The sequence below is a fragment of the Campylobacter sp. RM12647 genome, from assembly GCF_020138135.1.
Lineage (GTDB): Bacteria > Campylobacterota > Campylobacteria > Campylobacterales > Campylobacteraceae > Campylobacter_E.
This window is the reverse complement of sequence record NZ_JACGAS010000002.1, coordinates 1-23607: the sequence shown is the minus strand read 5'-3', so window position 1 is coordinate 23607 and position 23607 is coordinate 1. Positions and strand designations below refer to the sequence as shown.

27 protein-coding genes are annotated in these 23607 nt (G+C 27.5%); 21 read left to right on the top strand and 6 right to left on the bottom strand.

The window, feature by feature from the left end:
• The first annotated feature begins 31 nt into the window (after positions 1-31).
• The 5 genes from AVBRAN12647_RS01120 (at position 32) to AVBRAN12647_RS01100 (ending at position 4479) form a co-directional block, all read left to right on the top strand.
• Complete coding sequence (locus tag AVBRAN12647_RS01120; protein WP_336614562.1) at positions 32-847, top strand: flagellar hook capping FlgD N-terminal domain-containing protein; 816 nt, start codon at positions 32-34, stop codon at positions 845-847.
• A complete protein-coding gene (locus AVBRAN12647_RS01115) occupies positions 844-2391 on the top strand; it encodes a flagellar hook-basal body complex protein (protein ID WP_336614561.1) in 1548 nt (515 codons plus the stop codon). The genes AVBRAN12647_RS01120 and AVBRAN12647_RS01115 overlap by 4 nt, the downstream gene beginning before the upstream one ends.
• Positions 2392-2866: 475 nt before the next feature.
• Positions 2867-3133 carry a competence protein TfoX gene (locus AVBRAN12647_RS01110; RefSeq protein ID WP_336614560.1) on the top strand — a complete coding sequence of 89 codons (267 nt, stop codon included), beginning with the start codon at positions 2867-2869 and terminating at the stop codon, positions 3131-3133.
• 156 nt (positions 3134-3289) lie between these two features.
• Positions 3290-4165, top strand: coding sequence for a permease (locus AVBRAN12647_RS01105; protein WP_267524669.1), 876 nt, complete (start codon positions 3290-3292; stop codon positions 4163-4165).
• 8 nt (positions 4166-4173) lie between these two features.
• Positions 4174-4479, top strand: coding sequence for an ArsR/SmtB family transcription factor (locus tag AVBRAN12647_RS01100; RefSeq protein ID WP_214115774.1), 306 nt, complete (start codon positions 4174-4176; stop codon positions 4477-4479).
• A gap of 12 nt (positions 4480-4491) precedes the next feature.
• Here AVBRAN12647_RS01100 and AVBRAN12647_RS01095 read toward each other — a convergent pair whose 3' ends face one another.
• From AVBRAN12647_RS01095 to AVBRAN12647_RS01085, 3 genes are all read right to left on the bottom strand, one after another.
• Positions 4492-5832: a sodium/glutamate symporter gene (locus AVBRAN12647_RS01095; protein ID WP_336614559.1), complete on the bottom strand. Its 1341-nt coding sequence runs from the start codon at positions 5830-5832 to the stop codon at positions 4492-4494.
• A gap of 178 nt (positions 5833-6010) precedes the next feature.
• The gene (locus AVBRAN12647_RS01090) at positions 6011-6199 is read right to left on the bottom strand and encodes a hypothetical protein (protein ID WP_214115772.1); all 189 of its coding nucleotides are present in this window, start codon (positions 6197-6199) and stop codon (positions 6011-6013) included.
• A gap of 212 nt (positions 6200-6411) precedes the next feature.
• Positions 6412-7212 (bottom strand): YihY family inner membrane protein, encoded by an 801-nt coding sequence (locus AVBRAN12647_RS01085; RefSeq protein WP_214120121.1) that lies wholly within the window; start codon positions 7210-7212, stop codon positions 6412-6414.
• 198 nt (positions 7213-7410) lie between these two features.
• Here AVBRAN12647_RS01085 and AVBRAN12647_RS01080 point away from each other — a divergent pair, with 198 nt between their 5' ends.
• The gene (locus tag AVBRAN12647_RS01080; protein ID WP_336614558.1) at positions 7411-8454 is read left to right on the top strand and encodes a hypothetical protein; all 1044 of its coding nucleotides are present in this window, start codon (positions 7411-7413) and stop codon (positions 8452-8454) included.
• Positions 8455-8487: 33 nt separating this feature from the next.
• Here AVBRAN12647_RS01080 and AVBRAN12647_RS01075 read toward each other — a convergent pair whose 3' ends face one another.
• Positions 8488-9726, bottom strand: coding sequence for a ComEC/Rec2 family competence protein (locus tag AVBRAN12647_RS01075; protein WP_336614557.1), 1239 nt, complete (start codon positions 9724-9726; stop codon positions 8488-8490).
• A complete protein-coding gene (gene nth / locus AVBRAN12647_RS01070) occupies positions 9689-10330 on the bottom strand; it encodes an endonuclease III (RefSeq protein WP_214115769.1) in 642 nt (213 codons plus the stop codon). The genes AVBRAN12647_RS01075 and nth overlap by 38 nt, the downstream gene beginning before the upstream one ends.
• A gap of 74 nt (positions 10331-10404) precedes the next feature.
• Here nth and AVBRAN12647_RS01065 point away from each other — a divergent pair, with 74 nt between their 5' ends.
• The 8 genes from AVBRAN12647_RS01065 to AVBRAN12647_RS01030 all read left to right on the top strand — a co-directional run bounded on the left by AVBRAN12647_RS01065 (position 10405) and on the right by AVBRAN12647_RS01030 (position 17424).
• The gene (locus AVBRAN12647_RS01065) at positions 10405-11214 is read left to right on the top strand and encodes a peptidylprolyl isomerase (RefSeq protein WP_214120118.1); all 810 of its coding nucleotides are present in this window, start codon (positions 10405-10407) and stop codon (positions 11212-11214) included.
• A 9-nt stretch (positions 11215-11223) separates the two neighbouring features.
• Entirely contained in the window at positions 11224-12273 is a 1050-nt protein-coding gene (gene fbaA, locus AVBRAN12647_RS01060; RefSeq protein WP_336614556.1) for a class II fructose-bisphosphate aldolase, read from the top strand.
• A gap of 2 nt (positions 12274-12275) precedes the next feature.
• The gene (locus AVBRAN12647_RS01055; protein ID WP_214115766.1) at positions 12276-13355 is read left to right on the top strand and encodes a MotA/TolQ/ExbB proton channel family protein; all 1080 of its coding nucleotides are present in this window, start codon (positions 12276-12278) and stop codon (positions 13353-13355) included.
• Complete coding sequence (locus AVBRAN12647_RS01050) at positions 13348-14337, top strand: OmpA family protein (protein ID WP_214120115.1); 990 nt, start codon at positions 13348-13350, stop codon at positions 14335-14337. Before AVBRAN12647_RS01055 ends, AVBRAN12647_RS01050 begins: the two co-directional genes overlap by 8 nt.
• Positions 14318-15265, top strand: a complete 948-nt coding sequence (locus tag AVBRAN12647_RS01045) for a glycosyltransferase family 9 protein (protein ID WP_336614555.1) — start codon at positions 14318-14320, stop codon at positions 15263-15265. Before AVBRAN12647_RS01050 ends, AVBRAN12647_RS01045 begins: the two co-directional genes overlap by 20 nt.
• Entirely contained in the window at positions 15262-16137 is an 876-nt protein-coding gene (locus AVBRAN12647_RS01040; RefSeq protein ID WP_336614554.1) for a lipid A biosynthesis lauroyl acyltransferase, read from the top strand. The genes AVBRAN12647_RS01045 and AVBRAN12647_RS01040 overlap by 4 nt, the downstream gene beginning before the upstream one ends.
• The gene (locus AVBRAN12647_RS01035; RefSeq protein ID WP_336614553.1) at positions 16134-17015 is read left to right on the top strand and encodes a glycosyltransferase family 9 protein; all 882 of its coding nucleotides are present in this window, start codon (positions 16134-16136) and stop codon (positions 17013-17015) included. Before AVBRAN12647_RS01040 ends, AVBRAN12647_RS01035 begins: the two co-directional genes overlap by 4 nt.
• 61 nt (positions 17016-17076) lie before the next feature.
• Positions 17077-17424 carry a cupin domain-containing protein gene (locus AVBRAN12647_RS01030; RefSeq protein ID WP_336609575.1) on the top strand — a complete coding sequence of 116 codons (348 nt, stop codon included), beginning with the start codon at positions 17077-17079 and terminating at the stop codon, positions 17422-17424.
• Positions 17425-17454: 30 nt separating this feature from the next.
• Here AVBRAN12647_RS01030 and glnA read toward each other — a convergent pair whose 3' ends face one another.
• The gene (gene glnA, locus AVBRAN12647_RS01025; protein ID WP_214115760.1) at positions 17455-18885 is read right to left on the bottom strand and encodes a type I glutamate--ammonia ligase; all 1431 of its coding nucleotides are present in this window, start codon (positions 18883-18885) and stop codon (positions 17455-17457) included.
• Positions 18886-18968: 83 nt separating this feature from the next.
• On the opposite strand from glnA, the gene AVBRAN12647_RS01020 reads away from it, so the two are divergent.
• The 7 genes from AVBRAN12647_RS01020 to AVBRAN12647_RS00990 all read left to right on the top strand — a co-directional run.
• A complete protein-coding gene (locus AVBRAN12647_RS01020) occupies positions 18969-19685 on the top strand; it encodes a chemotaxis protein (protein WP_214115759.1) in 717 nt (238 codons plus the stop codon).
• Positions 19685-20932: a peptidase U32 family protein gene (locus tag AVBRAN12647_RS01015; RefSeq protein WP_267525142.1), complete on the top strand. Its 1248-nt coding sequence runs from the start codon at positions 19685-19687 to the stop codon at positions 20930-20932. Before AVBRAN12647_RS01020 ends, AVBRAN12647_RS01015 begins: the two co-directional genes overlap by 1 nt.
• Before the next feature lie 8 nt (positions 20933-20940).
• Positions 20941-21423, top strand: coding sequence for a DUF3972 domain-containing protein (locus tag AVBRAN12647_RS01010; RefSeq protein WP_214115757.1), 483 nt, complete (start codon positions 20941-20943; stop codon positions 21421-21423).
• A 2-nt stretch (positions 21424-21425) separates the two neighbouring features.
• Entirely contained in the window at positions 21426-22142 is a 717-nt protein-coding gene (locus tag AVBRAN12647_RS01005) for a tetratricopeptide repeat protein (RefSeq protein ID WP_336614552.1), read from the top strand.
• Positions 22143-22241: 99 nt separating this feature from the next.
• Positions 22242-22685 (top strand): 50S ribosomal protein L9, encoded by a 444-nt coding sequence (gene rplI, locus AVBRAN12647_RS01000; protein WP_214120108.1) that lies wholly within the window; start codon positions 22242-22244, stop codon positions 22683-22685.
• Complete coding sequence (gene hslV, locus AVBRAN12647_RS00995) at positions 22685-23221, top strand: ATP-dependent protease subunit HslV (RefSeq protein ID WP_214115754.1); 537 nt, start codon at positions 22685-22687, stop codon at positions 23219-23221. Before rplI ends, hslV begins: the two co-directional genes overlap by 1 nt.
• 2 nt (positions 23222-23223) lie before the next feature.
• Positions 23224-23607 (top strand): AAA family ATPase (locus AVBRAN12647_RS00990; RefSeq protein ID WP_336614551.1); only part of this gene is annotated, 384 nt, incomplete at its 3' end.

Sequence of the window (23607 nt, the reverse complement as noted above, 5' to 3'; positions counted from 1 at the left end):
AAGTAAAAATATTTTTAAACAAGGATAGAAAATGGCAATTTCACCTATGAATAATACTGCTATGAGTGTTAATACAAGTATCGCTGCACAAAATGCTAATACGCTTTCTGATAAACAAAAATCAGAGGGCTTTAGTCTTGATAATACCATTCATACAAGTGATGTAAAAAAGCAAGAAGCAGATGCAAAAGCCTTAAAAGAAGCTGATGGGACTAATCCAAATTCTAAGATTTCTCAAGAAGCTTTTATGAGATTATTGCTTGAAGAATTAAAGCATCAAGACCCAACAAGTCCAATGGATAGTGATAAAATGCTAACTCAAACAAGCCAACTAGCAGCTCTTGAAACTCAAGAAAAAACTAATAAAACTATGGATGAATTAGCTAAGAGAATGGAATTACTTAGTAATAGTGTAGGAATTGGTATGATTAATGCAGTTGGTAAAATGGCTGTGCTTAAAAAAGATGCCTTTACTCACGATGGTAAGGCCGTTGATTTGCCGTTTAACTTATACTTTCCAAATGGTGCTCCAAATGATGTAGTAATAGGTGTATTTAACTCAAATAAAGAGCAAATTGACGCAATTAAAGTTGATAAAGACATTATTCAAAAAGGTAATAATAATTTTATTTGGGATACTAGATATGAAGATGGAACTATTAGAGAGAAAGGCGATTTTAAATTCGTAGCTCAATATGAAGATGAACACGGAAATATAGTTCAAATTCCTAGCGGGTATTTTAAGGTTGATGGGGTTACTTTTGAAGATGGTAAAGCTTATTTAAACGCTTCTGGTATTAAAATCAGCTTTGATGATATAGCACAATTTCAGGATGAAAAACTATGATGCGTTCATTTTATAACGGGGTTAGTGGAGTAAAAACTCATAGTTTTGGAATGGATTTATTAGCTAATAACATTTCAAATATAAACACCGTTGGCTACAAGGCTGCTATGCCTGAATTTAAAGACATATTTTATCAAACAGGCAATGATGTTGGTGGCTTAAATAATTTTGGGGCAAATCAAGTTGGACTTGCTGCAAGTGGTTTAAGCTCAACTTTTTCTCAAAAACAAGGAGCTTTAGTTTCTAGTCAAAATACCTTTGATGTAGCACTTGAAGGCAAGGGATTTTATGGCATAAAAGATTACGATGGTAATACTTATTATACTAGAAATGGGGCTTTTAATATTGATAGCGATTTTAATTTAGTTGATAGTTTTGGAAGATTTGTGCTAGGGACTATGAATGCTGGATTTAATGCGAGTGCTATGAGTGAAAATATTAAAGAAATGTTTGGAAAAGTTAGTTCAAATGCTGGTTTTACAATATCTAATAATGATTTAGATATTAAACTAAACGCACCAAACGCGCAAACTCCTATAACATTGCCAAGAACACTTTTTATGAATGCAGTAGCAACTACAAATGTAAATATTAAAGCAAATCTTAGTAATGCTTTTCACGAAGAAGATAAGTATATAAATCTTGATAATATTGAATTAGAAATTGATAATAATAAAAGCACTTTTAAAGCAAGTAATCTTGAGCCTAATGCTAGAATTTTATTAGAAGTTGATAGGGGAGATGGAAGCGATACTATAGAAGCATTTGCTGATGAGTTTGGGAATTTAGAAAAGACAATTAGCGGGAATGTAAATAGCTTTAGTGCAAGGCAAGTAAAGACTATTAATGTAGGTGCTAATAATAAATTTGATATAGCAACTTATGATGCGAATGGAAATATTAGAAAAATTGATTTGCAAATACAAGCTACTGATAAGCTTAATTTTAAAGCTACTGCTATTTTAAAAGATACTCAAGGAAATACTATTAGTGAAGCTAGTGGGAATATTATTTTTAATACTGATGGTTCATTAAATACAAATGAATTAAATCAAATAGATGGAATAAATCTAAATCTAGGAAGCCCAAGAGTTGATGGCAAGGGTGGATATGATGGATTAACTTGTATTGATAATGCAAAAATAGAGCGTTATGTAGAAGCAAACGGCTATCCAGCAGGAGTTTTAAAAGATTACGCTATTGATGAAAGGGGCAATATATTAGCTAATTTTACCAATGGTAAATCTCAAGCTGTAGCTAAGTTTGCAGTGTTTAATTTCGTAAATGAGCAAGGCTTACATAAAAATGGAGAAAATGAGTTCAGCACTACTCCTGATAGTGGAAATCCTATATTTTTTACCGATGCAAATGGTAATGTAATAAACTCATATAAAATCAAATCAAATTATTTAGAGCAAAGCAATGTGGATTTAGGCACGGAGCTTACTCAAGTGATTATTTTTCAAAAGGCTTATGAAGCAAACGCTAAGAGTATCACAACAGCCGATCAAATGCTAAAACGCGCAATAGAGATGAAAAAATAATACAAAATAAATTATATTTAGCACAATTTTTCGTGTTAAATATAATTTAAAATATATTTTAAATAAATTATTTAGTATAAAAATATTTAAAAATTGTGTGTTTAATACTATTTTTAAAATATTTTCTACTAAATATTAGATATAAATGCTTTATTTTTAAGAGATAAATTATTAGTTTTACTTAATTAGTATTTTGGAATTATTTTTGATTTATAAGAACAATATTTTATGGTAATTTTTAATATGTTTTGATTTTGTGACTTTACAAAGTTTTATTATTTATACAATTTATTTTACTTATAATTTAACTTTATATCAATTTAACTTATACATAATCATATAGTAATTAGACTAAACATAATTTTTAATTTTACTTATTGCTATTTTTAAGAAAGATTAATTTATAGCTAAAATTAAGGATTATTTAAAGTATGTTTTAGACTTGTTTGATGGATTGAATATAAGATATAAATATATGTTTAGTGAATATATGCTGTATTATAAAGATAAGGTTATAGGTGGTATTTTTGATAATCAATTACTATTAAAACCTACAAAATCAGTGTTGAAATACTTAAATGAACCTACTTTTTTATTGCCTTTTAAGGGTGCAAAAAATGAGATGGTTTTGTTTGATAAAGAAGATAAAGAGCTTTTGAGTATGATTGTAATAGCAATGGTTGATGAATTGCCAAATCCTAAAAAGAAGCTTAAAAATAATATAAATTGTATTAGTAATTAAAATATTTATAAAAATTCTTAATTTTAAATTCTCATAGCTAGTTTGATTGAAATCTTGTGAAAAGTATTTAATATATTTATAATATATCAAGATAACTTGATATTTAGAATACTATAATAAATTTTCAAAATTATTTTATTTTGAAAAAGGATTTTTATGGAATTTACAAGTGAGAAATTATTAGAAACTTTTTATGAGTTTTTGTTTTTAACTGCTGAAATAAGCTTTTTATTTATTTTTATCAATATGATTATGTTTTATATTAATTCAAGATATAGCTTTAATAAATATTTAAAAAATAATGTTTTTTCATATTTTATAGCAATATTTTTAGGCTCAATTACTACTTTTTGTTCTTGTTCAACTATACCTGTTTTTAATTCTTTAATTAAAAACAATATTAATCACGGAGTAGCTAGTGCTTTTTTACTAACTTCGCCATTAATTAATCCTATGCTAATTACTATGCTACTTAGTGCATTTGGTTTTAGCATAACTTTTTATTACATTATTTATATAGTTATATTTGTATTTATTATAAGCTATTTAATAGGTTTAATACCTGCAAGATTGCTATTAAAAGATATTGTAACTAAAGAATTTCAATTTAATCAAAATACCAAGCTTAATTTGTATGAATGTTTATATAAGTCTTTAAAATCATATAAGGATATTTTTTATTATGTATTATTTGGTATGTTAATAGGTGCTTTTTTGCATAATTTTATGCCTGTTGAATTTATTAAAGATTATTTATCTAGTTTTGGAATTTATGGTATATTTTTGGCTAGTTTTGTTGGTTTGTTGCTTTATATACAAACTTGCTTGATTATTCCATTGGGAGTAACTTTAATAAATGTTGGGTTTCCTATCGGTATATTTTTTAGTTTTTTAATAGCTGGTGGGGGTTGTTCTTTGCCTGAATTAATTTTACTTAAGTCAATGTTTAAAATTCGTATGATGATAATATTTATACTTAGTATTTTATCAATGGCAAATATTTTTGGAATTTTACTTTATTTATTTTACTAAGGATTAAAATGAAGAATTTATTAAATTATACAGCAGCTATAAATGATGAAACTAGGCTTAAAATTTTAGCTTTTTTAGATATTCATAAAAAATGTTGCGTATGTGAGATATGTGAGAGTTTTGAAATGCTTCAATCTAGGATTTCAAGGCATTTAAAGATATTAAAAGATGCTGATTTATTAATAGCTAGTAGAGATGGGGCGTTTATTTATTATGAGATAAATTATGAAAATACTAAAGAGATTTTAGAGCTTTTAAAAAAGGCCAATTTTACTTTACCTGATTTAAAAACCCCAAAAGAATGTAATTCCTAGAAAATCTAGGAATTAAAATAAAAATCCAACAAAGCCATTAACAATAAGAGCATTTACAATATCTACTAAAAATCCACCCATAATAGGAACGATAATAAATGCTATTTTGCAAGGTCCGAAGTGATTTGTTACTGTTTGAAGATTTGCAATCGCAGTTGGAGTTGCACCCATACCAAAGCCACAATGTCCTGCTACAAGGCAAGCTGCTGCGTAGTTTTTGCCACAAATAACAAAGGTTACATATCTTACATAAATAATAATCGCTATTGTTTGAATTATTAATAAAACGCTGATTGGAACAGCTAATTTTATAAGTTCAACGATATTTAAAGTCATAATTGACATAGCAAGGAATAATGATAAAGCCACATTTCCTATCACACCTACTTCTCTATCAAATACTTTATGAATATTTAGTGAGCTAAAGCCATTTCTAATAATAATACCTGAAAACAAACACCAAACGAAAGTAGGTATGCTATCAAAGAAGCTTAATATTCTATTTGATTCCTTGGTTACTACACCAGTTACTGGATCGGTTACTTCATGTATAGTGATTATATTTAAAAAATTACATAAATAATCAATAACGTTTCCTGCTACCAAAGCAAGTGCAATTAAACTTAAGCTTGTAATAAAACTATCACTTGTAATTAATCTTACTTTTTGCGGACTTGTAAATGCTTCATCGCTTGATTGTTCACTACTTTCTACTTCATCGCTTTTTAGATTAAATTTCTTTACTAAGTAATTAGCCATAGGACCACCAATTAAACCACCTGCAATAAGTCCATAAGTAGCACACGCCATTGCTATATCAGTTGCTTGTGCGAAATTATAAGGTGCTTCTTGAAATGTAGCTCCCCAAGCAGCCCCAGTTCCGTGTCCACCACTAAGTGTAATTGAGCCACCAAGTAAGCCTATTAATGGATTTTCACCCATAGCACTCATTACTCCAACACCAATTGCGTTTTGAACCACTAATAAGACGAAAACAGCAATTGAGAAAGTAATTAGTAATTTCCCGCCCTTTTTGATACTATCAAAATCAGCACTAAGCCCAACCGTTGCATAAAATGCTAATAAAAGTGGGGTTTTTATATCTTCTGCGAATTTGATTGTAAAATTTGCATAATAACTAGATAAGAATAAAATAAATGCTACTATGATACCACCAGTTACAGGCTCTGGAATATCGTAATTTCTTAAAAAGCTAGAATATTTAGTAATTATTCTACCCAAAATTAAGACAAGCATAATACAAATAAATGTGCTATAAAAATTAAGTTCAAGCACACTAGTGCCATTATCATTGCTAAGCAAAGTTGCAATACCGAGATTGATTTTTTCCATTAAAACTCCTTTTATTAAATCGCTTTATTTTGTCTTAAAATATTTAATTTGTTACAAATATAAGCAATTAATTTTGTTTTTTTAAAAAAGTGAGTAATTTTGTAATAATTTTGAGATTTTATTTAATAAAGTTTTGATTGATATATAAAGAAGAGCTACCCAAAAGGTAGCTTAGAAATTATTTGCTTTCAGCGTCTTTTTTTTCTGCTTCTGGCTCAACTGCAACTGCTTGTGCGTTTGCATCAGCATTTTCTACTGATTGAGTTTGTTCTACTGGTTGAACTTTTGTAGCGTCTGTATTTTCTTCTGCGAATAAACCTGCACTAAATGCACCTAAGATAGCTGTTAAAACTAATAACTTTTTCATTTTTTCTTCCTTTTTAATTAAAATGCGCCGGCATTCTACTCCTACAATCTTAAACTTTACTTAAAAAAAATAAATTTTGAAAAAATATTCTGAAATTCCTAATATATAGTCAAATTAGCGATTTTAAATTAGCAAAATATTTATAAAATTATTAAATATATTTATATAATTTAAATTAAATAATTATGGATTTTAAAATAGGAATTTAGTTCCTATTTTATTGATTTTGTTTTTGCATTATCTGTGTTTAGTAAAGAACTAATTCTTACTCCATTAAGATAAATTATCCAAGAAAAATAAAGCCATATAAAGAAAAATAAAACAGCAGAAAAACTACCATAAATGCTAGCATATACTTTATTTAGTGATATATAAAATACAAAAAGACTTTTAAAAATGCTCCAAACTAAAGCTACTAAAAAGCTTACTAGAGCTATGATTTTAGGATTTAAATGTTTATTAATTGATATATGAAAACATACAAAAAACAAAGCCCAAATGATTAAAAAAGGTAAAATTCCTAAGAAATTAAACTTAAGTCCTATTGCATCTATATATTTTTGAATTTTGTAACTTAAATAAAAGCTAGTTAATAATCCTAAAGGTGCTAGAGTAATTAGCGACCAATATGTGCTAAGTGATGAAAAAAAGCCCTTTTTAGGAGTATTGCTAATGTGTGAGATGGTATTTTCATAAGCATTAAAAAACATAAATAAAGCAAAAACCATAGCGATAATTCCTGCTACATCAAGTTTTGTGCTATTTTGTAAAAATTGCTCTATGTAATTTACAGAATTTGCTTCTTGGTTTGGCAAAATTAAGCTAAATATAAAATTATTTAATTGGCTGCTTTGTTCTTTAAAACTTGGCATATGAGCGAATACAAAAAAACTTAAAGATAAAATCGGAATAATATTTAAAACACTATAAAAAGAAAGCGAGCTAGCGTGTTGTAAAATACCTTTATCACTTACATTAATGATTGTTTTTAAAATGTGTAAAATCTTTTTCATAAAAATCCTAGATAAATAAAAAATATTAAGTTCAAACTTATAACAAAAATTGCTAAATACCTATGAAAAATACTTCAAATTAGATTAAATTAAAAAAGAATTTAAAATTTAAATTGTTAAATTTAAGTTTTATTTTATGGGGGGGGGTGCTACAATTTAATTTTAATTTTAATTTTAATTTTAATTTTAGGAGTAAAAATGCAAAAAGTCATTTTAAGTACTTGTTTTATTGGCGCTATGTTTGTTGCTTGTGGTGATGTGGGAGAAAGTTATCAAGTAGAAAAATTTGGTAATAGTAGGATTAATGTTTTATATCAAGGCGAAGGAATGGGAAAAATACTAAAAGTAACAGCAAATCGTGGAAATTGTAAAATTTATGATAATAATTATAAAATAGATAATTTTAAAAATGAAAATACTTTAGTATCAGGTAAAGAAAGTCCAAAATTTTGTTATAGTGATATAAGAAAAACAATTTCATCAATGATTAGCAGTACAAAAGTATATTCTTGTAGCGGGTTAGAATATTATTTAAATAAACTTTCTACTTTAAGGGTAGATTACAAAAATATACCATACACTAAAAAGCAGCAAGAAGATTTTTATGCAGCAACAAAAGCATTTAAAAAGATGTTAAGTTTAAACGAAGAAGCAAGCAAAATTAAAAGTGAAGTAAAAAAAGTTTGGTTTATTAGGGATCATTTAAATTATAGAGATTATGATCAAATTGTAAAAATTGAGCAAATATGGAAAAATTGGAAAAATAATGAAAAAAATTGTATAGATGATTTTTGTGTTGATGTAGAACCTTATCATGCTTATTATCTTGGAGAAACTTATGAATTAGACAAAAAAGATAAAGATTTAGTTGATAGATACTTTACTATAAATAAAGAATTTCACGAGTTATTTGAGTTTATTCAGCAAGATAATGTTAAAGCATTAAATTTACACAGTGTTTATGATGGGATTATAAGAATATATTATACTGATCAGATGGAAGAAGCTTGGTTGCAAAATAAAGCTTATAATAGATTTAAGCCTTATACTATATTGATAGAAAATTATAAATTAAATCAAGAAGAAATTAATACTATTAAAAAACTAGAAAAACAGCTTTATTATGATTATTATGTTGAGTTAAAATATGGAAATAAAGCAAGTTTTAATGTAAAAAATTGTTCGGAGATATTAGAAGTAGAAATTACAACTGATAAAGGTAATGCAACTTATAAATTTTAGCAAATGATTAATTCATTTGCTTTAGTTTGAATTTTATAATAAATAAATAAAAAATATTAAGTTCAAACTTATAACAAAAATTGCTAAATACCTATGAAAAATTGATAAAAAACTAAGTATTAAATAAATGAAAAAATATTTAAATTCCAATTTAAAATTAATTGCAAACATTTTAAAATCTAAAAATATTAATAAGTATTTATCCAATAAATCTCCTAAATTAATAATATGTAAAAACAAAACTAAAGGATAAAAAATCACAAAAATAGGAGTTAAAATAATCCCTAATAATTGTTGAAAACTAAGCAATGGAAAAAAGTATAAAACAGGTGCAACCATTGCAAAAAAGGTGCTAAGTTCAAGGCAGATTAGTTTTGTAAGCGAATTAGCATTAAAATGATAAATAAACAAAAATATATAAAAGACCCCAAGGCAAGAGAAGAAAAATCCCACATTAAATAAAAAACTAGGATTAATAGCAATGCAAATAAAAAATGCTAAAAATAAATGCGAAAAACTAAGAATTTTAATTGCTCTAATTATAAAATAAAATCCCAAAATAGCCATTATAAATGAGCGAAAATAGCTTGCAACTAGACCAATTTCATAAAAATATAAGGCTAAGATTATGAAAATAATTATTCCTAAATCAAAATGAATTGACCTATATGGGAAAAATCTTTTTTGAAAATACTTATAAATAATTGAAAATATAAAGAAAAATATGGAATAAATAAGCCCTAAATGATAGCCTGATATTGCTAGTAAATGTGCAATTCCATAGTAATTTACGCTATCCCTTAAATCCTTGCTAATGCTTTTTGCAAAAAATAAAGCTCCAAAAAATTGCTTCATAGTTAAATTCTCGTGCTGATTTATAAAATAACTTACAAATGCGTTCTCTTTAATCTCTTCTAATTCTTCTAAAGCATAGCTTGGCAAATAAAATCTAGCTTGTAAGTATTCATAAAAATTAAGCTTATTTTTAGCTGCGAATTTTAAGCTGATTTGATTGGATTTAATTTCTTTTTTAGTAGTTGTGTATATTAAAACATCTTTATATGCAAGTGCTAGAACATAATAACTTTTATTATTTTTAGTTTTTAAATAATTATTGCTTATTTTTAACTCATAACTATCTTGTTCTAAAAACTCGCAAAAATCTAAGAATTTCAAATGCACTTGCAAACAAAATATAGCAATTAAAACAATAAATATTATAAAATAATGTTTTTTATTGATTATTAGAGTTCTTTTGCTCTTTATATTCATCACATAAATCGTTTAAAAAACAATTATTACAATCAGGTTTTTTAGCCTTGCAAATATATCTTCCAAACAAAACCATTCCTTTATGCAATTTATCAAGGTCGGTTTTAAATAGTTTTGTAAGCTCTTTAGCACAATCATTGGGAGTTTTTGCATTTGATATTTTTAATCTTTTGCTAACTCTAAAAATATGAGTATCTACAGCCATTACATTTGCACCCAAACTCTCGCATAAAACCACATTAGCAGTCTTTTCTCCAACCCCTGCAAGGTTTATTAAATCATCAAATCTCATAGGTATAATTCCTGAATGAAATTCCACAACACTTTTTGCCATTTTGATAAGATTAATTGCTTTATTTTGATAAAAATTACAACTTTTAATTAGTTCTTTTATATTCATTAAATTTGCATTTGCTAAAGAATTTATATCAGGATAGTTTGCAAATAAACTTGGTGTTATTAGATTAACCCTACTATCAAGGCATTGAGCTGATAGCATAACACAAACTAAAAGTTCATAATCATTATTAAAAATTAATTCGCTTTTTGCGTTTTTATAATTATTTAAAAATCTATTTTTAATTTCTTTTTCTCTTCTTCTCATAATTACTATCTTACTATTTTTTTACACAATATTTGTAAAATGATATATCAAATCAATTGAAAAAGGAAGATATTATGAAAAAAATTTCATTAGTTCTAGCAGGACTTTTATGTGGTGTAAGCTTAAATGCAGCTGTGGTTGCAACTTATAAAGGTGGAGAAATTACAAGCGATGATTTAGCACCTTATTTAGCTCAATTTCAAATAAGCGATGTAAGTGCGCTTCCAAAAGAAGTTAAAGATGGTTTAATAAGAGATGTATTATCAAAAAGACTTTTTGCTAAAGAAGCTGAAAAGATGAAATTAGATAAAGATGCGAAATTTCAATCAGCTTTAAATAGTGCAAAAGAATTATTACTTGCTCAACAATATTTATTGAAAAAATTTGAAGGTATCAAGGTAAGTGATGCTGAAATTAAAAAATATTATGATGAACATTTAAATGATTTTAAAGTTCCTGAAGCTGTAAAAACTAAACATATTTTAGTTGCTAGCGAAGCTGATGCTAAAGAAATATTAAAACAATTAAAAGGTCTTAAAGGAGATAAATTAGTAGCTAAATTTAGCGAACTTGCTAAATCAAAATCACTTGATAAAGGTTCAGGAGCAATGGGTGGCGATTTACCTTATATGAGTGCAAATGAATTAGTTCCTGAGTTTTTCAATGCAGCTAAAAAACTTAAAAAAGATGAAGTGTCAGAACCTGTAAAATCTCAATTTGGTTTTCATGTAATCTTAGGAGAAGATTTTAGAGCTAGCAGACAAGGAAGCTTACAAGAAGCAACTCCATTTATTGAAAATGGTTTAAAAAATGAAAAACATAAAGAATTAATTAAAAACGAAGTTGAGAATTTGATTAAAAATTCAGGCTTACAAGTTAAATAAGGATTTATAATGGGTGTTTTAGAATTAGTAAAACCAGGTGTTATTTATGGTAAAGATTTAGAGCGTGTTTATGCTTACGCAAAAGAAAATAAATTTGCAATTCCAGCAGTAAATGTTGTAGGAACAAATTCTATAAACGCCGCATTAAAAGCTGCTCGTGAAGCAAATTCGCCTATTATTATTCAATTTAGTAATGGCGGAGCAAGTTTTTTTGCAGGAAAAGATTGTCCTAATTCAGCAGTAATTGGGGCAATTGCAGGTGCAAAGTATGTGCATGAAGTAGCAGCTGCTTATGGAGTAGTTGCTATTTTACATACCGATCACGCAGCAAAAAAACTTTTACCTTGGATAGATGATTTAATTAAGGCAAATGAAGAATTTTATGCAATTCATAAAAAACCTTTATTTAGTTCTCATATGCTTGATTTAAGCGAAGAAAGTTTAAACGAAAATATTGAAATTTCTTGCGAATATTTTAAGAAATTTAACGCATTAGAAATCGGTATAGAAATTGAATTAGGTTGCACTGGTGGAGAAGAAGATGGAGTTGATAATACAAATATTGACAATGCTAAATTATACACTCAACCAAGCGATGTAGCACTAGCTCATAAAGAATTAAGCAAAATTGGGACAAATTATACAATCGCAGCAAGTTTTGGTAATGTTCATGGGGTTTATAAACCAGGAAATGTAAGACTTGAGCCAGTAATTTTGCATAATTGTCAAGAATATTTACAAAAGGGTGCAAAACCACTTAATTTTGTATTCCACGGCGGAAGTGGTAGTGAAGCAAAAAAAATCACTGAAGCAATCAATTACGGCGTAATTAAAATGAATATAGATACTGATACTCAATGGGCATTTTGGGATGGTGTTCGTGAATATGAAGTAAAAAATCACGGATATTTACAAGGACAAATCGGAAATCCTGAAGGTGATGATAAGCCTAATAAGAAATATTATGACCCAAGAATGTGGTTAGTTGCTGGAGAAAAATCTATGCAAAAACGCCTTTTACAAGCGTTTAGCGAGTTAAATTGTATGAATAGGAATTAATCTTGCAAACAATAATTATTAAAAAGAAGAAAAGTGTATTTTCTTCTTTTTTATTTTTAATCTTTTTACCTTTATTAGTCTTCGTGTTAGCGATTTTAGCTTATTTAAATATTATAAAACTTATTATGCCATTACATACTATTATAATGTGTGCTGTGCTCTTAGTATTTGCTATGTTTTTTGCACCGCAAAATGAATATTGTGTATATGCAAAAATTAAAAAGAATTCGTCAATTTTTGAAAATGATTTAAAAGATTTTATTAAAGATAATTCTTTAAGAATTGATGAAATTAGTAAGGCTAATGTGAGTTTTGATGAATTTTTTGATAATTATTTACATAAGCTAAAGCCACTTTCATTTGGATATATTGCTAGTGCTGTTTTTCCAATGATTGGAATTTTAGGAACATTTATAAGTATTGCAATATCTATGCCTGATTTTAAAGTAGGTAGTTCAGCTGCGCTTGAAGGAGAAATTAGCTTATTGCTTAGCGGAATTTCAACTGCTTTTTATGTTTCAATTTATGGGATTTTTCTTACTATTTGGTGGATGTTTTATTCAAGACTTGGTATTGCTAAAATTAATAATTTTAAAGAAAATTATAGAATTAATAGTAAAAAATATTTTTGGAGTAAAGAAGAATTAGAAAGAATTTCTCTTAGAAAAAATAGTGAGTTATTTTCTAATACAAATTTATTATTATCAAAGCTTTATGATAATGAGTTTTTTAATGAAATATCAAAACTTCATCAAGATAAATTTACGGGTTTTAAAGAATTATTTAAATCTTATGAAAAAATTGCGATAGTTCATACAAATTTAGCTCAAAAATCTTTAGAATTAAGCAATAAAAATACTAAGCAAATGCAAGAAAAGATAGATGAATTTTCATTAAGAATTGAAAATAGCTTGAAAGAATTTGCTAAATTAAAAGAAGATTTAGAAGCTAAATTATTAGATTTTAAAAATATTTATGAAGATGAAAAACACGAATTTAGAATAGTTGATGAATTAAAAGCTGATATTGAAAACCTTAGTAAAGAAGCAAATCAGGTATTAAATAAAATAAATAATGCGTAATAAAGATAATAATAATTTTTGGATAGTTTATGCTGATTTGATGGCTGGATTGTTGTTTGTATTTATTTTAGTTCTTAGTGCTATTGTTTTAAAATATATTTTTACACAAAATGAGCTAAAAAATGAACAAAAACATTTAGATGAATCAAAAGCTTTAATAATTAGCAAAGATGAGCTTTTGAGCTCGTTAAATGAAGAGCTTGAAAAACTCAATATTTCATTAAACGATGAGCTAAATAAAAATAAAGATGCAAATGATTATATTAAAAAATTGCTTCTTAATTTAGATGAAAATGCAAAAAATAAGGAAGAATTATTAAGCAATATTGACAAAAAAGACGCACAGATTTTAATACTACTTAAAAATCTTGAAGATACTGAAATAAAAATAAAAAATAAAGATGATAAAATAGACGAATTAGCAAAGCAATTGAGTGGGTTTAAGGTTGAATACGAAAAGCTTAAAAATAATAAAACAAAATTAATTCAAGCTTTACAAAATAAATTATCAAATGATATTTTAATCAATCTTAATTCAGGCAGTATTAGCTTAAATGCTAGTATTTTGTTTGATAGTGCGGAGTATTTGATTAAAGATAGTGCAAAAGAAGAGCTTAAAAAAACTCTAATTAAGTATTTTGATGCCTTGCTTAGCTCACCTGAAATTCTAGCTAATATTGATAGTATAGTGATTGAAGGACATACTGATAGTGTTGGTGGATTTACTTATAATCTTGAGTTATCTCAAAAAAGAGCTTTGGAGATTATGAAATTTATTAATTCGTTTTATAATGATAAAAGATTAGAAAAACTACTTGTAGCAGTTGGCAAAAGCTATAATGATTTAAAATTTAAAGATGGCGTTGAAGATAAACAAGCAAGCAGAAGAATAGAAATAAAATTACAATTTTCAAATGAACAAGCAATCAAGGAATTTGAAAGCGTAATTTCAAAGGATTTAAGTGAAAATAGCAATAATTAGACTTAGTGCAATGGGCGATATTTTTCATATGCTATGGCATATTAATTATATAAGAGCTGCATATCCTAAAGCTAGGATTGATTTTTTTGTAGATTCTAGGTTTTATTTTTTACTTGATGGGCTTGTTTGGTTTGATAATATTTATTCATTACCACTTAAAAAACACCCAATAAAAGCATTAAAAGAGATAAAACATTTAAAAAAATCATATGATATTAGTATTGATTATCAAGGAAGAATAAAATCAGGTTTTTTAGCAAATTATTTGAGCGCAAATTCTTATGGATATTCTAAAAATGGCTTAAGAGAAAAGTTAGCTTATTATTTTTATAAAAACCATTGCAATTGTGATTATTTAGAAAATGTGTATAAAAGAAGCCTTGAATTAACTCGCTTTGCTTTAAAAGAATTTAAAAATGATGAGTTAGTAACTAGCGATGTATTAATTTATGATGAGATAAAAACTCAAAATATTATGAATAAAATAAAGCCTTTAATAGAAGATGAATTTATATTATTACATAATGGCTCAAGTAAAATAAATAAAATGCTTCCTTTAGAAAAATTGATTGATATTTGTAAAAATTGTGATTATAAAATATTGCTTAGTTGGGGTTCTCAAATAGAACTTGATAGAGCAAATGAGATTGCAAAAGAATGTAAAAATGCTAAAGTCTTGCCTAAAATTTCATTAAATGAATTAGTGTTTTTAAGCAAATTAGCAAAATTAATCATAGGAAATGATAGCGGGACTACTCATATTGCTGTGGTTTTAAATCGTCCTAATATAACTTTTTTAAACGAATGTGATAAAAAACCTGCAAAAAGATTAATAAGTCCATCTAATTTACAACATTATTTTTATAAATTTAGCGATGTAAATAAAGAAAAAGTTTTAGATATTATTAGTAAGGTTTTTAACAAATGAGAGATTATTTATATATTTTTATTTTTTATTTTTTTAATTTTTTACTAAAATTAATTCCCAATAAGATTTTAAAATTCTTTGCTAATTTAATCGGTAGCCTAGCATTTAGAATTAATAAAAAACATAAAAATATAATCTTAAAAAACTTAGAGCATTTTTGCAAACTCACACAAGCTCCAAAAAGTATAGAAATTACCAAACAAGTTTATAAAAAATTTGCCTTTTATATATTATCAATGGTAAAAAATCAAAATATAAGCCAAGAAAAATTATTACAACAAATAAAATTATTCAAAAACGAAGAATATTTACAAGATTTATTAAGTGCTAATGCAAAAATAGTTTTTACAACAGCACATTATGGATATTGGGAGATTTTGCCATCTGCTGTTGCTATTAAGTATAATTGTAAAATTAATATAATTGGAAGAGCTTTAGAGAGTGCAAAAATTAATGCCATACTTACTAAATATAGAGAAAATTTCGGAGTAAAACTAATAGAAAAAACAAATGCTTTAAGACCTATGATTAAGGCTTTAAACAATAATGAATTAGTAGGAATTGTAAGCGATCAAGACGCACATATTAAAGAAAGTAGCGAGTTTATTTTATATGGTAGAAAAGTTACTCAAAGCAATGCAGCAAGTCTTATAGCTAAAAGGTGTGATGCTTATTTATTGCCTGTTTATATTTATGAAATTAGCGATGGTTATTGTATAGAGTTTTTTAAGCCATTAAAGGCTAATGAAAAAACAATAGAAGAACTTAGCTTTTATCAATTAGAATGCACGAAAAAAATGTGGGAAAAAAATCCTAGCGAGTATTTTTGGTTTCACAAAAGATTTAAGACATTTTATAAGGATGAGTATTGAAAATTTTTATATATTTACCTAATTGGCTAGGCGATGCTATTATGGCTGCTGGTGCTATTAATGCTTTAATTAAAAAATATCCTAATGCAAAAATTACTTTTTATGGAAGTTTTGTAGCTTGTGAGCTTTATAAGGATTTAGGTGAAGTTGTAGTAGAGATAAAAAAACAAAGATTAAAGCAAATTAAGGCTTTAAAAGAAGAATTTGATTTAGGAATTTCATTTAAAGCAAGTTTGTCATCTAAGTTTTTGTTATTTATATTAAATGCTAAGAAAAAATTTTATTTTAAAGCAAACAAAAGTGATAATACTCATCAAGTTTTAAAATATTTTAATCTAATAAAGCCACTTGGATTAGACGAGCAATTAAACACAGCTTTACCTTTTAAAAAGCTTAAAACAAGAAAACTAATAGGAATAGCAGCTGGTGCTAATTATGGTGCTGCTAAATGCTATGAGCCTAGTTATTTTGCAAAAATTGCTAGCACTTTTAAAGAGCATAAAATAATACTTTTTGGGACTAAGAATGAAGCTGGAATTTGTAATTTTATTGAAGATGAGCTTAAAAAATACGATATAAAAGCCATTAATTTGTGCGGTAGAACTAATATTAAAAGATTGGCTTTAGCAGTTTCTAGTCTTGATTATTTATTGGCAAATGATAGTGGAATTATGCATTTAGGTGCTAGTTTTAATATAAAAGTTCTAGCATTTTTCGGACCTACGAATACAAAACAAACATATCCTTTTTGTAATAATGGTAAGTTATTTTCATTGTTTTTGTCTTGTTCTCCTTGTGCTAAAAAAGTATGCCCTTTAAAGCATCACAATTGTATGAAACAAATGACACCTGAATTTGTATTAGAACAAATGAGATAAATCAAGTCTTTTTATTTCTTTAAAGAGTAAAATACTCCTAAAATTATTCAAAGGAGATTTTATGAAATTTAATGTAATTTATGAAGTAAAAGAATGGCAAGGTAATTCAAGTGAGTTAAAAATAACTCCAATTTATGATGATGAAGCAAACAAAGAAATCCAAATTATTTTACCAAAAGGTAAAATTATGCAAGAGCATAAAGCTCCAGGAGTGATTGTAGTTCAAGTTTTAAAAGGGGATATTGAGTTTATAATTGATAATAAAAGTATAAATCTAAAAGATTTGATGAGTATAAAAGTAGCTGCTAATATTAATCATAGTTTAATTGCTAATGAAGATAGTATAATTAGACTAAGTCTTGCAAAAAATGATAATTTTAGTAGGGTAAAAAGCGTTCAAATTGATTAATACTTTAGAGGTTTTTCAACCTCTAAATAATTAGCAAGAATATGTAGTTTTAAATTCGTATGCAGTTGGGCGTTGTTCTACTGGCCAAACTTGATTTTTAAACTTCATATGTTGATAATCTTGTATGCAAACATCAGTAAATGCAGGTTTTAAATAAGCATTATCACGGATTAAGCTCTCTAAAGCACCCCTTAGAGTATGTGGTAATTGTTCTATTCCTTTTTCTCTAATTTCATCAAGGCTTAATTTAAATAAATTCTCATCCATAGGTCCAGCTGCAGTAAGCTCATTTTTAATTCCATCAAGTCCTGCTAAAAGCATAGATGAAAATGCCAAATACACATTACTAGAACTATCAGGAAAACGCATTTCAACTCTAGCACTTTTTTCGTTAATTCCATAAGGCACTCTACAACTAGCCGAACGATTTTGACAAGAGTAAGTTAGAATTGATGGAGCTTCAAACCCTGGGATTAATCTTTTATAAGAATTAGTAGTTGGATTTGTAAATGCTGTTACACTTCTTGCGTGTCTTAAAACCCCACCTATATAATGAATTGCAGTCTTGCTAAGTCCTGCATAGCCACTTTTATCATAGAATAGGTTTTTACCATTTTTAAATAAGCTCATATGAACGTGCATTCCGCTACCATTATCAAGATGAAGTGGTTTTGGCATAAATGTAGCAGTTTTACCATTTAGATGAGCTACCATTTTTACTACATATTTATATATTTGAACATTATCAGCAGCTTCTACTAAAGTATTAAACTTAACCCCGATTTCTCCTTGACCTTGTGCGTTTTCGTGGTGATGAACAAAGCATTCAATACCAACACGCTCTAAAACTTGAACCATTTCAGCTCTTAAATCTTGCATACTATCAACAGGAGGAACTGGAGTATAACCACCTTTTCTTCTTGGGCGATGACCGGTGTTATAAGCGTCTTCATAATGCTTACCATCATTCCATTCACCTTCTTCTGTGTCTATTTGATACATAGCATAATTCATTGTATCTACGATTTTAATATCATCAAAGATGAAAAATTCATTTTCAGCACCAAAATACGCAGTATCAGCAATATCACTACTTTCTAGCATTTTAAGAGTTCTTTTTGCTATTGTTCTTGGGCATTTTTCATAAAAATCATTTTTATAAACATCAAAAATATCACAGATTACAATAACGGTATTGTCGCTTGTAAATGGGTCAATAAAAGTTGTTGTAACATCAGGGATTAATATCATATCACTTTTTTCAATTGGTTGCCAGCCCTTATATGAGCTTGCATCAAAAGGAATTCCATTAGTAAGTGTATCTTTTGTTACACTTTTCATAGTGTATGTATGATGATTCCAAGTGCCATCAAGAGAAGTAAATCTAAAATCTACAAACTTTATTTCATTGCTTATGCAAAAATCAAAGAATTCGGTAACATTATTTACAAATTTAGCCATTTTTTTAACCTTAAGTTAGATTTGATTAGCTATGATTTTAGCTAATATTTTTTAATTAAGTATTATTTTAAGGAAGAAAAATAATGACGCAAGAAGAATTAGATGCTTTAATGGCTGGTGGGCTTGATGATTTTGAAGATGAAATTGTTAATGATATAAAAGAAGAAGTTGTAGAGCCTAGTGAAGCAATTGAAGATTTAGAAGATGAAGAATTGAGTTTAGAAGAAGAATATAAATCATATAGACCAGATTCAAGGAAATCTTGGCCACCACCACCACCAACAGAAGATCATAAAGTTGTAAATCAATTAGATGATGTAACTCGTGATAGTGAAGTTAAAGCTACTGAATTACTTGAAAAAATTGAAACAATGATGGATTATTTTGCAACTGCTGAAAAGATTATAAAAACCTTTAAAAAATCAGTTCAAAATCAAGTTGAGTTATTTACAACTTTAAATGAGAAATTTCCTAATGTTAATAAATTTAGTGAATGTTTAGCTGAATGCAAAGAACAATTAGCAAAAATTGATGAAGCATTAGATAATCTAGCTATGGGACAAGATGAAGCTATGATGGCAATGGATGCTATGCAATATCAAGATATTCATAGACAAAAAATTGAGCGTGTAATTAATGTAATGAGAGCATTATCTAAGTATATGAATAGCTTGTTTGAAGGCAGAATTGATGATGAAAAAAGAGTTAGTAGTGCTGTTCATATTGAAGGAGATAGCACAGCTGATTTGGTTACAAATGATGATATTGAAGCATTAATTGCGTCATTAGGTAAAAAATAATGCTAACTCCACAAATAATTGCTCCAGCAGGTAATTTAAAAAAATTAAAAATTGCTGTAAATTATGGTGCTGATGCTGTTTATGCAGGACTTTCATCGTTTTCTTTACGCTCTCGTGCTGCTAAAGAATTTGATGAAACTAGCTTTGCAGAAGGTATAAAATATGCTCATAGCAAAGGTGTGCAAGTTTATGCAACGGTTAATGGTTTTCATGTGAGTGCTCAACTAGAAGGTCTTAAAAGACATTTAGCCTTACTTGCCGAGCTAAAACCTGATGCGTTAATAATCGCTAGTATAGGTGCTATGAGATTAGCAAAACAAATAGCTCCTAATATTCCTATCCATGTTAGCACTCAAGCAAATATTTTAAATTATGAAGATGCTTTAGTTTATAAGGATTTAGGTGCAAAAAGAGTTGTAATTGCTAGAGAATTAGGCTTAAAAGATGCTTGTGATATAGCAAAAAATGCAGATATTGAAATAGAAGCATTTGTGCATGGCTCAATGTGTTTTGCTTATAGTGGAAGGTGTTTAATATCAGCAGTTCAGAGTGGAAGACGCTCAAATCTTGGTGCATGTGCTAATGATTGTAGATTTCCTTATGAATTATATGCGAAAAATCCAGAAAATAATGCTTTATTTAGAATAGTGGAAGATGATTTAGGAACACATATTTTTAATTCTAAAGATTTAAAGCTTGCTAATTATATAGACAAAATTATGGAAAAAAATGCCATAAATGCCTTTAAAATAGAAGGAAGAACTAAGAGTGAATATTATGTAGCTTGTGCAACTAGAACTTACAAACAAGCTGTAATTGATACTTTAAACAATCAATTTGATGCGAAAAAATATGATGATGAGTTAAATACTTTAAAATCTCGTGGATTTACTGATGGGTATTTAATGGCTAGACCTTATGAAAAAGATGATACTCAAAATCACGAAACTTCAATAATGCAAGGCACAATGCAAGTGCATGGGTTTAGTGAAAATGGTAAAAGCATAGCTAGTAAGGGAATTATTAAAAAAGATTATGAATACGAAATATTTGCTCCATTAAATGCAAATATTGAATTAGTGAATAATGAAATAGGCGAAATTTATAAGCGTGATGATAAATATTTTTGCAAATTTAAAAAGCTTATAAATGAGAATAACAAAGAATTTGGCGAATTACATAGTGGCAATATAAATGAGATTTTAAGCCCATCTTTATTGCCAGAATTTAGCTTTTTAAGAGCATAGGAGTTTTTATGCAAACATATCTTGAACTTAGTGAATTTTGCAAATTAGTTCATTTGAATGAAGAAGTTGTAATGGCTATGATTAAAAGTGGTTCATTAAAACACAAATATGAAAATGAAAAGCTTTTAATAGAAGCAAATGCAGGGACTTTTGCAATCGTTCCTGTAAAAGATAAAAACATAGAAGTTCAAGATATTGCAAATACCCCTGCAGGTAATTTTATAGAAAAGACAATAGGAACTATTCTTAATCTTCACGAGAAAGTCTTAGATGCAAAAGATGAAACTTTAGAAGTTTTAAGGGGTGAAAATGCCTTTTTAAAAGAAGCACTTTATTCTATGCAAGAGCTTTATGATGAAGATAGAAAAGTAATAGATACTCTAAATAAAGAATTAGAATTAGCTAGAGAAGAAATTGAATATCTTAAACGCAAATATAAACTAATGTGGAATAAAGCTGTAGAAAATTATCAAAAAGATATTAAAGAATAAAAATGAGAAAAATCTTATTATTTGTATTTATTAGCGTGTTTTGTTTTGCTAATCAAGGTTTAGAGTATTATAAAAATAAAGAATACGAAAAAGCTGCTAAAATTTGGGAAAAAGAATGTGCTAAAGATAATTTTAAGTCTTGCAGTTTTTTAGGTTATATTTATAGTCAAGAAAAATATGTAAAGCAAGATTATTCAAAAGTAATTAAGCTATTTAAAAAAGCTTGTGATGCAAATGAGTTTGGTGCTTGTTTTGGTTTAGGTTGGATATATAAAAATGGAAAAAGTATAAAACAAGATGACAAAAAAGCAAATAACTTATATGAAAAAGCTTGTAATGCAGATGTTTTTGAAGCGTGTTATAATTTAGGTAATTCTTATTATATTGGACAAGGTGTAAAGCAAGATTATAGTAAATCAATCAAGTTGTATGAAAAAGCTTGTGATGGAGAAGTTTTTAATGCTTGTTATAATGCTGGCGTTTCGTATAGCGAAGGAAAAGGCGTAGAACAAGATTACAATAAAGCAATTAAATTATATGAAAAAGCTTGCGATGGAGAATATCCTATGGCTTGCAATAATTTAGCTCTTGCTTATTTTAATGGCGAAGGTGTAAAAGAAGACTATAATAAAGCGCTTAAATTAAGTAAAAAAGCTTGTGATTTAGGCGAGCAGATGGGTTGTTATAATTACGACATACTTAATCAAATAAAGTATTAGAATTTAAATCATTCATTATAGATTTAAATTCCACATAATAATTTGCGTAAAATATACTTTTTTTTATTACAATCAATAATATTACAAAAAGGAGAAATTATGAAAGTTTTATTAATTAAAGATGTAAAAGGCTTAGGTAAAGCCGGAGAAGTTAAGGAAGTAAAAGATGGTTATGGTCAAAATTTCTTAATCGGTAAAGGTTTTGCAAAAGTTGCTAGCACAGAAGTGCTTAGAAAACACGCAAGTGATTTAAAGAAAAAAGAAGAGCAAGACAGATATGAGCTTGAATTAATGAATAAATTAAAAGATAGTTTAGCTGATAAAAAAGTTATTATTAAAAAACAATTAGGTGCTAATGGAGCATTATTTGGTGGAGTTACAAAAGATGAAATTTCACACGCTATTAAAGAGCAATTTAACCTTGAACTTGATAAAAAAAGTATTCAAGATTATGCTATTAAAGCAGAAGGTGAGTATAAAGTGAGTGCAAAATTAGGTCATGGCATTGTTGCTGAATTTGTAGTAGTGGTAAAAGGTGCTTAATGTTTCACGCTACTACGATTTTAGCTTATAAAGGAAAAGACGCTTCAGTAATTGGTGGTGACGGGCAAGTTACTTTTGGAAATACGGTTTTAAAGGGTAATGCAGTAAAACTTAGAAAGCTTTATGAAGGAAAAGTATTAGCAGGTTTTGCAGGAAGCACTGCTGATGCTTTTACTTTATTTGATATGTTTGAAAAAATGCTTGAGAGTAAAAAAGGAGATTTAGAAAGAGCTGTTATTGAGTTTTCAAAAGAGTGGAGAAAAGATAAATACTTAAGAAAACTTGAAGCTATGATGATAGTTTTAAATAGAAAACAAATCTTTTTATTAAGCGGGACAGGCGATGTAGTTGTGCCACAAGATGAGTGCATTTGTGCTATTGGAAGTGGTGGAGCATACGCACTTAGTGCTGCAAGAGCATTGCATAATCATGCGAATTTAGATGAATTAACTTTAGTTAAAGAAAGTCTTAAAATTGCAGGAGAGATTTGTATTTATACAAACACAAATATAACTACTTATGAATTAAGGGATTAAGAATGCAGATGTTACCTAAAGAAATTGTTGAATTTTTAGATGAATATGTAATAGGTCAAGAAAAAGCTAAAAAGGTAATTGCTATTGCTTTAAGAAATAGATATAGAAGATTAAAGCTTGAAGAAAGTATGCAAGATGATGTTGTTCCTAAAAATATTTTAATGATAGGAAGCACAGGTGTGGGTAAAACAGAAATTGCAAGAAGAATTGCTAAATTAATGGGCTTGCCTTTTATTAAAGTAGAAGCTAGTAAATATACTGAAGTTGGTTTTGTTGGTCGTGATGTAGAAAGTATGGTAAGAGATTTAGCAAATGCGGCTTTAACTTTAGTAAAAAATGAACATTTAGAAAAAAACAAATCAAGATTAGCCGAACTAATAGAAAAT